This is a genomic window from Paenarthrobacter sp. 22069, from assembly GCF_052046035.1.
Taxonomy (GTDB): Bacteria; Actinomycetota; Actinomycetes; order Actinomycetales; family Micrococcaceae; genus Arthrobacter.
Window position 1 is genome coordinate 1 of the sequence record NZ_JBQEQF010000035.1, and the last position, 12,877, is coordinate 12,877.

Below are 12,877 nucleotides of genomic sequence, written 5' to 3' on the forward strand. Positions count from 1 at the left end.
TAGGGCGTGTCTGCTAAATATTCGGCTTTGGATGTTCGAGGCTGGATGGATGCTTCGTGCGAATGTTATTTCAGATGAGTTGTGGTCGGTGATTGAGCCTGTAGTCGCGACTGCAGGGGGCCGGCGAGGGCGGCCCTGGAACGATCACCGTTTGACGCTTGAGGGTATTTGCTGGCGTTTTCGCACCGGTTCGCCGTGGCGTGACCTGCCGGTTAAGTTCGGTGCCTGGCAGTCGGTGTGGGAGCGCCACCGGCGGTGGTCTGTCGACGGGTCCTATGAGCAGATGTTCGCGGCGGTAAAGACGGCAACCGGTGCCCAGGACACGGAGTTGGAGTCACTGCTCTCCGTTGATTCGACCAGTGTTCGGGCACATCAGCATGCTGCCGGAGCGCCCAAGGTGACGGTCGATCCAGACCACACAGGGGGCAGTGCCGAGTTACAAGTTTCTGCCCAGCGAGCCGGCTGACCACGCGATCGGACGCTCTCGAGGCGGGCTGACAACAAAGATCCATGCTCTTACCGACCGGGCGTGCGCGCCTGTCACGATGCTGCTGACTCCCGGCCAGGCCGGTGATAATCCGCAACTGGTGCCCTTACTCGAAGCCCATAAGATTCAAGACGCCACGCAGTTCCGGCTGCTCGCCGATAAGGCCTACTCCCATCCCTCCACGCGCACCGAGTTGAGGTCCCGCCGGATCAGGCACACCATCCCGGAGCGCTCAGATCAGATTGAACGCCGGAAGGCCAAAGGCTCAGCCGGTGGAAGGCCACCGGCCTTCGATCAGGCAATCTACAAGGAACGCAACACCGTGGAACGCGGCTTCAACCGCCTCAAACACTGGCGCGGCATCGCAACCCGCTACGACAAGTACGCCACCACATTCCTCGGCGGGGTACTACTAGGAGCGATCACAACATTCCACCGAGTACACAATTAACAGACACGACCTAGTCAGTGCTCCGCCTCAAACGCCTTGTTGTCCTCAGCATCCTTCTGGGCTGTGCCATCACCGCGTTCTCGTTCTGGGCTGTCCGGCAGCCGGGCGCGCTCCTCCTGCAGCCTCCACCGCAGGCGGGAGTGAGGCTTGCTGCGGCGCCGAGCGGAATCACTACTGCCGTGGACGTAACCCGGAGCCCGGATGCCCAATGGCTGTCCTCGGCTGCCAACCAGACGGGCATCCCGGCCAGGGCGCTGCGGGCCTACGTCACGGCGGCCGTGGCCGCCAGGGGTTCCTATCCGGACTGCGGAATCGGCTGGAACACGCTGGCTGCCGTAGGCTTCGTCGAATCAGCCCACGGGACGTACGGCGGCGGCCGCCTCGACGCCGGGGGGCAGGCAAGCGGCCCCATCGTGGGCCCCAGCCTCGACGGTGATGGCTTCGCCGCCATTGGTGATACGGACGGCGGCGCCCTGGACCACGACGCCAGCTGGGATCACGCCGTCGGGCCCATGCAGTTCATCCCCTCCACATGGCGGCTCGTGGGGCGGGACGGAAACGGGGACGGAACGGCGGACCCGTTCAATATCGACGACGCCGCCCTCAGCGCAGCCACATATCTCTGTGCCCCGGGCCGGGACCTCACCACTGCGCAGGGGTGGACGGATGCCATCTACTCCTACAACCAGTCCGACGCCTACATTCGCCAGGTACGGGACCAGGCCACCACCTACGCGGCAAAGGCGGGCCCGGCCGGCTAACGCGGCCGCACCGCAGCCTGCCACCACGCGGCCGGGTATCCGGGGGCCGTTTAGGCCCGGCCGCCTGCCTGGACGCGCCGAAGGATGTCATCCACTACATGCGGAAGGGGAGCGGCCGCATTGATGGGAATGGCACCGGACGGGATCTCTGTGCGGGTCAGATGGAGGCGCTCAATCAGCCTGCGTTCCTCTTCCCGTCCACCCCATTCGTCCCGGGGACGTCCGTCCAGCCGTCTGGCCAAGGTTTCGGCATCGACCTCCAGAACGAAGACGGCGTCGAAAAAGCCGATGAACTTCCCGAAATTCCTCGAGCCGCCGCAGAAGAACGTCACAGCCTCACTCCGGTCCGCGACGAGGGACTTCACCTTGTCCACGTCCCAGATGTGGTGGTGATGCACGGCGATGCCGGTCACTCCCGCCACTGGGCTGCCGGTTTCCGGGTCTCCCTGGTAGGCCAGTTCCCGGTCCCCGTTGATGGCCTGGTAGCCGCGCCGCCGCAGCTCATGGCAGACCGTAGTCTTTCCCGTGCCAGAGCCGCCCTCGATGAGGAAGTTCTTCCTGCCCATGCCTGATGGTACCCAAGGGCGCGGGGGAGACCGGTGCTGTAAAACGATCCAGGCCGCGAAATGACCGCTGCGCGCTACCGGGCGTCCCACGTAACGGGAAGGGCCTTCAGCCCGTAGACAATGCTGCTCTCCATCCGCTCGAGCTGCGCCCCGGCAGCAAGGGACAACCCGGGCAAGCGGGACAGCAGCACCTCCATGGCGATCCTCGCTTCAAGCCGCGCCAGCGGGGCACCAAGGCAGAAGTGGATCCCGTGGCCAAACGCCAGATGCCGGTTCTGGGCGCGGTCGACGTCGAACTCTTCCGCCCGCTCAAACTGCAGCTCGTCCCGGTTCGCCGAACCAATCCAGGCCACCACGGGCGCGCCGGCGGGAAGCCGCTTGCCGCCCAACCTCGTCTCCACCGCCGTTACCCGGTACATGGACTGGACCGGCGACCGGAAGCGGAGAACTTCCTCGAGTGTTTGGGGGTGCAGGGCGGGATCCGCCAGGACACGACCGAGGGTGCCTGGCGATTCGGCCAGGCACAGGACAGCGTTCCCGATCAGGTTTGTGGTGGTTTCATTGCCGGCAACAAGCAGCAGGCTGCAGAAACCGAGCAGTTCCGGCACCGTCAGCCTTTGGCCGTCAATCTCGGCGGAAAGCAGGGTGCTGACCAGATCCTTGCCTGGCCGGCTCCGCCGGGCATCGATCAGGGCCAGGAAGTACCCGATCATCTCGGATGTGGTGGAATCCTGCTCAGCGTTGGCCGGACCGGTACGTGTCTGGCTGACAATGATGTCCGACCAGTGTTTGAAACGCTCGCGGTCCCCGGCGGGGATGCCCAGGAGTTCGGAGATGACGATGACGGGCAGCGGGTAGGCCAGTTCCCGGATCAGGTCTGCGCTTCCGCCGGCCGCTATTCCATCCAGGAGGCCGTTGGCCAGTTCCGCGATCCTCGGAGCCAACGCGTCGACGGCCTTGGGAGTGAACGCCTGGGTGACCAGCGAACGCAGTTGCCGGTGCCGTGGAGGATCGGTGGTGATCAGGCTCGACGCGAACAGTTGCCCGGACCCGGAGGGATTGTCACCGCCAATCCGTGACGAGAACGTGGCGTGTTCGGACAGGACGCGCTGGACGTCGTCGTAGCGGAACACATGCCAGCTCCCCGTCTGATCGTCCTGGAGGACAGGGGCCACCGAGCGCATCTGTTCATAATGCGTAAAGGGGTCGAGTGGATATGCATTGGACCGGGTGGTGTCCATGGTGTTCTCCCTGCTCACCTGGCGCGCCCGGCATGACGGGCTCCAGGGCCTCAGCTGACTGACCGTTGCTCGATCTTAGCTACAGCCTGCCGCTCCGGGGGCATTTTGTGCTAGGGATTTTTAAGCCTCTAGGGTTGATGCTCGATGAAAGCCCCTGAGAAGACCTCCGATCAGCCGCGCCCGAAGTCGGCGCGCGGGCCCATCTTTGTTGACGCCTCCGGCCGGCGTTTCCGGCGGGTCCGGCTGTTAGGGCTGGGTGTCCTGGGACTCGTGGCCGGCTATGTGGTCCTGCTCGTCGCCGCCTTCATTGGCGGTTCCGGTGCCCCGGCGCCTTTCCTCCCCTTTCCGGCCGTGGCAGGGCCGCAACCGGAACCGTCCCTGACCGCTGCGCCGGTTCCTGCCGCCGCCGGTGCCCAGGCCGCGGGAACGGAAGCTGCGGGAACGCCAACGCCGGCTGCCGTGCCTGTTGTTGCGCAGTCACCTGCCGCGGTGCCCCAGGCCCTGCCCGCGATGCCCCCTGCGTCCGCGCCCGCACCGGTGGCTCCTGCCGCCCCTGTTGCCGCGGCACCCACCACGGCAGCGGCGGCCCCGGGCATGAGCGGCACCGCGCCCGGGTCAAGCGGCACGGCGCCCGGCGGAAGCGCAACCGCTCCGGGTGCCAACGGCACCGCGCCGGGCCAGACCACCCGGTCCACCGCGCCGGCCCGCCCCTGACATGGCAAACGCGAGCAAGGCATTGAGAGCGGCCACGGCCGCGGTCCCGGCCAAGGTCACCGCCCACTGGTTCATCCTCCTGGCAACCCTGATCGCGCTGGGACTGGCCCTGGCCGTGCAGGGCTACATCCACCATCTGGGAGGCATCGGAGTGGACGCCGTTCCGTCCGGCGCGTCTGCCGGCAATGTCCCCGCCGCCGTGTCCGGCGGGGGGCCGGTGGTTGATTCACGCGGTGGATCTGTGCGCTCTGTCAGCCCGCCCGACCGCACCGTGGCGCTCACCTTCGATGACGGACCGGACCCCCAGTGGACCCCCCGCATCCTGGACGTGCTCAAGGAGCACCATGTCCACGCAACGTTCTTCGTCGTTGGCTCCGCTGCGGTGGACCACCCGGAGCTGGTGCGCCGCATCGTCGCCGAAGGCCACGAAATCGGGGTCCACACCCTGACCCATACGGACCTGGGCGCGGCCGCGCAGTGGCGGCGCTGGCTTGAGGTGCAAGGGGGCCAGGACGCCATCGTCGGCGTCACGGGCCAGTCCGTCTCCCTGCTGCGGCCCCCCTACACCGCCGGCAACGCAGCGGTCACCGACAGCACGTGGTCCGCGATGCAGGGGCTGGGGGATGAGGGCTACCTCACCGTGCTGAGCAGCATGGACAGCAAGGACTGGCAGCAGCCAGGCGTCCAGGCGATTGAGGACAGCCTCAAGCCGCAGGGACCGCAGGGCCAGGTGGTCCTGATGCATGACGGCGGCGGCGACAGGGAACAGACCGTCGCCGCCCTGGACCAGGCCCTCTCGCGGTTCTCCGACCAGGGCTATCGCGTCACCACCGTGGGTGGCGCTGTAGGCGTTGACACCATGCGTCCCGCCTCGGGCCTGGAGCAGGCACGCGGTTCTGCCCTTGTCTGGGGCATCCGCTTCAGCGACTTGGTGGTCACGGCCATCTCCTGGGCCCTCGTCGCGGCGGGCGTTGTCACGCTGGTCCGTGCCGTCCTGGTGATGTTCTTCGCGGCCCGCCACAGCCGGGCGGCCCGCCGTGCCGCCCGCCAGGGCCGCGGCCGGAGGCGGGTGGACATGGTGCCCCGGCCTGTGAATACTGAACCGGCGACCGTGATCGTCCCTGCCTACAACGAATCTGCCGGTATTGAGGCTGCCGTCAGGTCCATCGCCGCGTCCTCCCATCCGGTGGAGGTCATCGTGGTCGATGACGGGTCAACGGACGGCACGGCAGACATCGTCGAGGCACTCGGCCTGCCCGGTGTCAGGGTCATCCGAAAGGAGAACGGCGGCAAGCCGTCTGCCCTGAATGCGGGGATCCTGGCGGCCAGCTACGACCTGGTGGTCATGGTCGACGGCGACACCGTCTTTGAGCCCGACACGGTCAGGTCGCTGCTCCAACCCTTCGCGGACCCCCGGGTAGGGGCCATCTCGGGAAACACCAAGGTTGCCAACCGCGGCGGCATCCTGGGTGCATGGCAGCACATCGAATACGTCGTGGGCTTCAACCTCGACCGGCGGCTGTTCGACGTGGCCGAATGCATGCCCACCGTGCCCGGCGCCATCGGCGCTTTCCGCCTGGCTGCCCTCCGCAACGTCGGCGGCGTCAGCGACGACACCCTCGCAGAGGACACCGACCTGACCATGGCCCTGTGCCGGGACGGCTGGCGCGTGGTGTACCAGGAGGATGCCCGGGCGTGGACGGAAGCTCCAGCCACCCTCGGCGCCCTGTGGAAGCAGCGCTACCGCTGGTGCTACGGCACCCTCCAGGCGATGTGGAAGCATCGCGGCGCGGTCATCCAGAACGGTGCCGCCGGCAAGCTCGGCCGGCGGGGACTGGGCTACCTGCTGGTTTTGCAGGTCCTGCTTCCCCTCTTCGCGCCCATTGTCGACGTCTTCGCCGTCTACGGCCTGGTTTTCCTCGACCCGCTGCGGATCGCGGTTCTCTGGCTCGCTTTCCTCGCGGTGCAGATGCTGATGGCCGCCTACGCGTTCCGGCTCGACAAGGAACCCCTTGGCCCGCTGTGGACGCTTCCGCTCCAGCAGTTCGTCTACCGGCAGCTCATGTATCTCGTCGTGATCCAGGCGGTCGTCACGGCAGTGACCGGAGTCCACCTGCGCTGGCACCGGATGGAAAGGTACGGCAGCCTGACCGTCCCGGACGCCCAGCGCCAGCCCCACGGGTCCTGACTTTCCTCGGCTCGGTGGGGTTCCGCCGTCGTGACCGGTGCGCGCGCTAGGGTGGTGCCTGTGCGTGCCGCCGCTGAACGGCGCGGCAAGGGCGGGCAGCGCGGCGGCAGGAAGCGGGACGGCAAAGGAGCGCCGATGGGCAAGGATCTGACCACTGGCCGGCTGGAGTGCCTCTTCACGGGCACCCTGTGGGCGGAGGGCCCTTTGTGGGTGCCGTCGTCGCGGACCGTGCGCTGGAGCGACATTCCCAACAACAGGATCCTCGAGTTCAACCCCGCCACCGGGAGTACCCGGGACTACGCGCTCGGCGTCGAATACACCAACGGCCGGACGCTGGATGCCGACGGCAGCGTGGTGCAGTGCAGCCACGGCCGGCGCCGGGTGGAACGTGACCGCGATGGCACTGTTACGGGGATCGTTGACTCGTTCGAGGGCCACCGGCTGAACTCACCCAATGACGTTGTGGTGGCCACGGACGCCAGTATTTGGTTCACGGACCCGCCCTACGGCATCCTTCCCGGCACCAGGGAAGGACACGAAGGGGAGCAGGAATACGGGGCCTGCCACGTGTTCCGTTTCGATCCGGCCTCCGGAGCGCTGACGGCAGTGGTCACCGACCTGGTGCACCCCAATGGGCTGGCCTTCTCGCCGGACGAATCCATCCTCTACGTGGCGGATACGGCCGGCCGCGGCTACGGCGTGCCGCTGCGGATCGCCGCCTATCCTGTCCGTGACGGCAGGTGCGGCCCGCGGTCGGGCCTTCTCGAGTTGGAAGACGGCCACGCTGCCGACGGATTGAGGGTGGACGTCGAAGGCAGGATCTGGACCTCCGCCGGCCCGTCGGTCCAGGTCTACACGCCGTCCTTCGAACTCCTGCACACCGTCGCGGTGCCGGAGACCGTGTCAAACCTGTGCTTCGGCGGTCCTGACGGCCGCGATCTCTACATCACCGCAACCACCAGCCTCTACCGGATCCGCAGTGCCACCACGGACGCGGCAGCCCGGTACCGGGAATCCACCCACCACTGATCGCGAGGACATCCATGCAGCACCGAACCCTTGGCCGAAGCGGCACCGTCGTCACCAATTTCGCGCTGGGCACCATGACCTTCGGCGCAGAAGCGACGGAGGAAACCTCCCACACCATCCTGGACAGCTACTTCGAAGCAGGCGGCAACTTCATTGACACGGCGGATGTCTACAGCCGCGGGGTGTCTGAGGAAATCATCGGCCGCTGGTTGGCCGGCCGGCCCGCCCTCAGGGACACCGCGGTGATCGCCACCAAGGGGCGCTTCCCCATGGGCACGGCACCGAACGACGTCGGAACCTCACGCAGGCACCTGACCCGCGCCCTGGATGATTCCCTCCGCCGCCTTGGCGTGGAACAGATCGACCTCTACCAGATGCATGCGTGGGATCCGGTCACGCCCCTGGAGGAAACCCTGCGCTTCCTTGAGGACGCCGTGTCCCGGGGCAAGATCGCCTATTACGGCTTTTCCAACTTCCTGGGCTGGCAGCTCACCAAGGCCGTGCACGTGGCGCGGAGCCATGGCTGGAACCCGCCCGTCAGCCTCCAGCCCCAGTACAGCCTTCTGGTCCGCGGGATCGAATATGAAATCGTTCCGGCAGCCCTCGACGCCGGAGTCGGCCTGCTGCCCTGGTCACCCCTGGGCGGCGGCTGGTTGTCCGGCAAGTACAAGCGGGACCAGCGCCCGTCCGGAGCCACCCGGCTGGGGGAGAACCCCGAACGCGGCATGGAGGCCTGGCAGGCGCGCAACGACAACCCTCGCACGTGGGCCGTTATCGATGCTGTCGAGGACATCGCCCAGGCCCACGACGTGAGTCCGTCCCAGGTAGCGCTGGCCTGGCTCGCGGACCGTCCGGCCGTCACCTCGGTGATCCTTGGCGCCAGGACTACCGAACAGCTGGCCGACAACCTCGCCGCCGGTGAACTGCAGCTCAGCGCCGGGGACGTTGACCGGCTCACCCGGGCCAGTGAGCCTGAGACCGGCGTTTACCCCTATGGTCCTATGGCGCAGGAGCAGCGCAGCCGCAAAATGGAGGGCGGACGCTAGCTCAGCCGGCACAGGCGGAGGTCGCTAGTCGGCGTGCCGCAACACATCAGGCAATTCATCCACGTACACCGTTTGGGGCGGGTCGAAATAGATCACCAGCACCTCGGAGCCCACGGGAAAGACGCTGGCCTTGTCGAACGGGTGGGCGTGGAATGCCATGATCCCGCCAAGGTAGGGCAGCATGACTTCGCCGATGGTGCCCGGGGCGATCCGCCCGGTCACGCGCCCGATCCTGCCCGTCAGGCTCCGGTCAACGTCTTTCCGCATTGGACTGCCCTTAGGGGGTGGGAGCCTTGGGCGGCCGCTTGGTGTCTTCACCCTTGCGCAGCGCCGACGCGATGGCCGGCAGGTAATCGCCGGCCTGGGCCAGGATCCCGCCCAGCATCTTGTTGACGCCTTCGCCGCCGTTCAGGACCGTCATGTTGCCCACGTGGGCGAACGGCTCCGCCGCGGCCGCGATGATGGCGGGCATGTTCTCCGCAAGCTGCTGGGAGATGACGGCGTCCTGGTTCATGCCCAGCGCCTCGGCCCTGGCCTTGATGCCGTCAGCCTCCGCCAACGCCTTGGCCTTGATCGCGGACGCCGCGGCGTCGCCCTTCGCCTTGGTGGCGGCGGCCTCGGCCTCGCCCGTGACCTTCGTGGCGCCGGCGGCGGCAGCCGCCGCGGTCGCATTCGCCTGGGCCTGCAGCTCGGTACGGCGTGCGTTCGCCTGGGCCTCGAGTTCGGTACGGCGGGCCAGGGCTTCGGCTGCGCTGATGTCCGCAGCCTTCTGGCCTTCAGCGTCAGTGCGCTTCGCGTAGGCCTTCGCGTCTGCAGGCTTGCGGATGCTCGTCTGCAGTTTCTGCTCTTCCCGGTCAGCCTCAAGCTTGGCAACTTCGGTTTCCTGCACCACCACCTGTTGCCGTGCCGTGGCCTCGGCGAGAGGGCCGGCCTGGGCGGCGTTCGCCCTGGCGCGCTCCGCGTTGGCCTGTGCCACCGACTGCCGGATGGCCGAGACGCTTTGGGCGTCCGCGATCAGCGCCGCGGCCTCTGCCTCCTTCTCCGCGGCCTCCCGGTTGCGGGTGGCCTCGGCGATCCGGGCCTCCATCTTCACCTGGGCGATGTGGGGCTTTGCGATGTTCTGGATGTAGTCGGTGGGGTCCTGCAGGTCCTTGATCTGCAGGGAGTCCACTACCAGGCCCAGCTTTTCCATCTCCACTCCGCTGGCGCTGCGGACCTGCGACGCGAGTTTGTCCCGCTCGCGGATGATTTCCTCCATGGTCATGCTGCCAATAATGGAACGCAGATGGCCCTCGAAAACGTTATATACCTGGCTCTCCATCTTTGGCTGCTGGCCCAGGAAGCGACGGGCCGCATTGGCAATGAACGGCGGCGCGTCACCGATTTTGTAAATGACGACGCCCTCCACAATGACCTGGATGCCCTGTGACGTAACGCAGGAAACTTTGAGCTCCGTTTCGTTCAGTGTCAATGACAGGGGCCGCACGGTCTGGAGCCCGGGAAGGACCAGTGCGCCCTTGCCCGTGACGATTTTGAAATCCATTCCTTCCCGGGTTTCCAAGGTTCCCCGCGTCAGCCCGGAAATGATCAGTGCCTCGTTTGGCTCAGCCACCTTCCACATCAGCTTTGTGGCCACCCAAATGAAGGCAATGGCGACGAGCACCCCGAGAATAATGGCAATAAGCGGATAGAACGGTGCAAAGTCCGGCATAACCAGGTCCTTTCAATGCCGCGAAACAGGCATCACGGTAAAGCCCCAATAAATGCAGCCGTCCAAAGCACCAGGCAATCAAAGTACCGTCAATTCCGGCGGGCCCGGCCAGCTGTTGTAGACAGTCTGATGGGGGCCCGGCCAAGAGTCCAGAGCCCGGTTTGATATTTGCCTGCAGCAACCATCAAAGGTGTCCGACGGCGGCTGCCGGCTGCCGTCCCGGCTCCACCTTCGGTGCCGGGTTTTCCACCTGGAAATCAAGGGCACTACCGGCTCCGGGCGCGTCCGCACCCGGCGGGATCCCGGTCCGCGGACCGTTGACACAGGCAACCGACCCTCGCACCATGAAAGGAGGATCCGCACTGCGGGTCCAGGCCTGGCTTCAAAACTTATTTCCCAGCTTTTCGAGGCCAAGCCGGGCGTTCTACTGCATCAGACCAATGGAGTGATGATGAGTATTCAAGAAGTGACCCGGGAGCAGGCCGTACGGCGGGCCGTCGTGGCAAGCGTGGTGGGAACGACCATTGAGTGGTACGACTTTTTCCTTTATGGAACTGCCGCTGCATTGGTGTTTCCCCAGTTGTTCTTCCCGGGGCAGGTTGCCTTGGCCGGCGTGCTTGCAGCGTTCGGCACACAATTTGTCGGCTTTGTTGCCCGGCCTATCGGTGCCGCCATTTTCGGCCATTTCGGTGACCGCATCGGCCGCAAGACAACCCTTATGGCCACCCTTTTCCTGATGGCTTTCGGGACGGTGCTGATTGGCTGCCTTCCCACCTACCAAAGCATCGGCGTCGCCGCGCCGGTCCTGCTGGTGCTGCTCCGTATCATCCAGGGGATCGGCGTCGGCGGTGAGTGGGGCGGCTCCGTCCTGCTGAGCATGGAATGGGGTAACCAGGAGCGCCGCGGACTTTCCGCGTCCTGGCCCCAGATTGGGGTGCCGCTGGGACTTGTCCTGTCCACCGGCGTCGTCCGGATCACCACGGCCGCAACCGGAACGGACGGCTTTGTTGCGTACGGCTGGCGGATCCCCTTCATCCTGAGCATCATCCTGATCGGAGTAGGCCTCTTTGTTCGGCTGCGCGTCATCGAAAGCCCGGAGTTTGAAGCAATCCGGAAATCCAACAAAGTGGTGCGGGCCCCGATCATCGAGGTGATCAGGCGCCAGCCCAAGGAAATCCTCCTTTCCGCCCTGGTGCGGACGTCCGAGCAGGCCCCGTTCTACCTGTTCATCACCTTCGTCATTACCTACGCCACCAAGCAGCTGAAACTGGACAGCAACTCGATTCTTGACGACACCCTGATTGCCGCTGCCCTGGGGCTGATCAGTGTTCCCTTGTTCGGGCGACTGTCAGACCGTTTTGGCAGGCGCCGCGTCTACGGGACCGGCATCGTGCTGACGGCACTCTTTGCCTTCCCCTACTTCGGGCTGTTGAACACCCGTGACGCGCTCTGGGTGGGTGTCGCCATCGTGGTGAGCCTGGTCCTGCACGACATCCAGTACGGCCCACAGGCGGCGCTGATCGCAGAGAGCTTCGACACGGACATCCGGTACACGGGTGCCGGGCTCGGCTACCAGCTGGCGAGCGTGGTCGCCGGCGGCCCTGCACCCCTCATTGCCGCGGCCCTGCTGGCCAGCTATGGGAACTCAACGGTGATCTCGCTCTACCTCATCCTTTGCTGCGTCATCGCAATGCTGGCCCTGATCTTCCTGCCCAGGGCCAAGGGAGCCCTGGCAAAGGACGCCGCCGCCACGGCAAGGCCGGGAATCCCGTAGGGTCGTCAGTCTCCCGGGTGTCCGTCCACCACGGTGACGTCCAGTGGCATCCTGCTGCTCCGGCGGAGGCGGCCGCGCAGCACGTTGTGCAGTCCGTGCGTCACCAGCCTCCGCCTGGTCAGGAACCGGTATTCCGCTGCATCCGAGGTCACCAGTCCAACGATGGGCCGGGCTGCCTCGCGGGCATCCTGGCCCCACAGCCCCACCACCACCTGCAGGGCCCCGAGCCGATGCCCGTACCCGGCCTGTGCTCACACCCGCCCCAGGAGTTCCGTCTCCACCAAGCCGGGGTTCAGGCCGTGCACCCGCACGCCGGTCCCTTTGGTTTCCAGCCGCAGCGTTTCGGTGAACTGCCGCACCCACCGCTTGCTCGATGCATAGGCGTTCTGCAGGGCTACGGGTCCATGGTCTCCCTGGCCGTAGAGGTTCACCAGGTCGCCGTGGCCTTGGGCAAGGAAGACCGGCAAAGCCACCCTCGTCCCGTGGAACGTGCCCAGGATGTTGGTGCGCACCACGCGGGTGAAATCGTCCACGGGCGTTGATGCCGTCGGCCCGAACACCCCCGACGTCCCGGCGTTGTTGATCCAGATGTCCAGCGTCCCCCGGGCGAGGGCTTCGTCCCGGACCGCCTCCACGTCCGCCAGGTCGCCAGTATCGCAGTGCCGCCCCGACGCCGCGATGCCCTCAGCCCGCAAACGTTCGACGGCGGCAGCAACGGCGTCGTCCGATCGTGCCGCCAGCACCACCGCGGCACCGTGCAGGCCCAGCTCCCGCGCCATCGCATATCCCAGCCCGCGGCTTGAGCCGGTGACCACTGCCACCCGGCCCCGAAGCAGATCGTGCCGGACCGCCGGCTTCCGGGAACGCATTCCTCAGTGATACGCGCCGGCAGGGAGGAGGGCAAGGGCT

General features: G+C 66.4%; 12 protein-coding genes and 1 pseudogene. 7 read left to right on the forward strand and 6 right to left on the reverse strand.

What is annotated here, in order from left to right; all coding sequences use genetic code 11:
- Positions 1-49 precede the first annotated feature (49 nt).
- Both ACTJK0_RS19985 and ACTJK0_RS19990 read left to right on the forward strand, forming a co-directional pair.
- A pseudogene (locus tag ACTJK0_RS19985) lies at positions 50-938 on the forward strand (IS5 family transposase).
- 17 nt (positions 939-955) lie between these two features.
- The gene (locus tag ACTJK0_RS19990; RefSeq protein WP_110543197.1) at positions 956-1,699 is read left to right on the forward strand and encodes a lytic transglycosylase domain-containing protein; all 744 of its coding nucleotides are present in this window, start codon (positions 956-958) and stop codon (positions 1,697-1,699) included.
- Positions 1,700-1,749: 50 nt separating this feature from the next.
- Here the strand turns inward: ACTJK0_RS19990 and ACTJK0_RS19995 are convergent, their stop codons facing one another.
- On the reverse strand, positions 1,750-2,265 hold the full coding sequence (locus tag ACTJK0_RS19995) for an AAA family ATPase (RefSeq protein WP_110543196.1): 516 nt from the start codon (positions 2,263-2,265) through the stop codon (positions 1,750-1,752).
- A 74-nt stretch (positions 2,266-2,339) separates the two neighbouring features.
- Positions 2,340-3,506: a cytochrome P450 gene (locus tag ACTJK0_RS20000; RefSeq protein WP_440746366.1), complete on the reverse strand. Its 1,167-nt coding sequence runs from the start codon at positions 3,504-3,506 to the stop codon at positions 2,340-2,342.
- Positions 3,507-3,650: 144 nt separating this feature from the next.
- Here ACTJK0_RS20000 and ACTJK0_RS20005 point away from each other — a divergent pair, with 144 nt between their 5' ends.
- The 4 genes from ACTJK0_RS20005 (at position 3,651) to ACTJK0_RS20020 (ending at position 8,483) form a co-directional block, all read left to right on the forward strand.
- Positions 3,651-4,220: a hypothetical protein gene (locus tag ACTJK0_RS20005; protein WP_110543194.1), complete on the forward strand. Its 570-nt coding sequence runs from the start codon at positions 3,651-3,653 to the stop codon at positions 4,218-4,220.
- 1 nt (position 4,221) lies between these two features.
- Positions 4,222-6,408: a bifunctional polysaccharide deacetylase/glycosyltransferase family 2 protein gene (locus ACTJK0_RS20010; RefSeq protein ID WP_440746367.1), complete on the forward strand. Its 2,187-nt coding sequence runs from the start codon at positions 4,222-4,224 to the stop codon at positions 6,406-6,408.
- Positions 6,409-6,543: 135 nt separating this feature from the next.
- Positions 6,544-7,437 (forward strand): SMP-30/gluconolactonase/LRE family protein, encoded by an 894-nt coding sequence (locus ACTJK0_RS20015; RefSeq protein WP_440746381.1) that lies wholly within the window; start codon positions 6,544-6,546, stop codon positions 7,435-7,437.
- Positions 7,438-7,451: 14 nt separating this feature from the next.
- Entirely contained in the window at positions 7,452-8,483 is a 1,032-nt protein-coding gene (locus ACTJK0_RS20020; RefSeq protein ID WP_110543189.1) for an aldo/keto reductase, read from the forward strand.
- A 24-nt stretch (positions 8,484-8,507) separates the two neighbouring features.
- Here the strand turns inward: ACTJK0_RS20020 and ACTJK0_RS20025 are convergent, their stop codons facing one another.
- The gene (locus tag ACTJK0_RS20025; RefSeq protein ID WP_110543187.1) at positions 8,508-8,750 is read right to left on the reverse strand and encodes a hypothetical protein; all 243 of its coding nucleotides are present in this window, start codon (positions 8,748-8,750) and stop codon (positions 8,508-8,510) included.
- A 10-nt stretch (positions 8,751-8,760) separates the two neighbouring features.
- Positions 8,761-10,194, reverse strand: coding sequence for an SPFH domain-containing protein (locus tag ACTJK0_RS20030; protein WP_440746368.1), 1,434 nt, complete (start codon positions 10,192-10,194; stop codon positions 8,761-8,763).
- Positions 10,195-10,645: 451 nt separating this feature from the next.
- Here ACTJK0_RS20030 and ACTJK0_RS20035 point away from each other — a divergent pair, with 451 nt between their 5' ends.
- Complete coding sequence (locus ACTJK0_RS20035) at positions 10,646-11,968, forward strand: MFS transporter (RefSeq protein ID WP_220034388.1); 1,323 nt, start codon at positions 10,646-10,648, stop codon at positions 11,966-11,968.
- A 5-nt stretch (positions 11,969-11,973) separates the two neighbouring features.
- On the opposite strand, the gene ACTJK0_RS20040 is transcribed toward ACTJK0_RS20035, so the two are convergent.
- Together ACTJK0_RS20040 and ACTJK0_RS20045 are read right to left on the reverse strand one after the other, a co-directional pair.
- Complete coding sequence (locus ACTJK0_RS20040) at positions 11,974-12,174, reverse strand: hypothetical protein (RefSeq protein WP_440746369.1); 201 nt, start codon at positions 12,172-12,174, stop codon at positions 11,974-11,976.
- A gap of 45 nt (positions 12,175-12,219) precedes the next feature.
- Positions 12,220-12,837: an SDR family oxidoreductase gene (locus ACTJK0_RS20045; RefSeq protein ID WP_440746370.1), complete on the reverse strand. Its 618-nt coding sequence runs from the start codon at positions 12,835-12,837 to the stop codon at positions 12,220-12,222.
- Between the last annotated feature and the right edge of the window lie 40 nt (positions 12,838-12,877).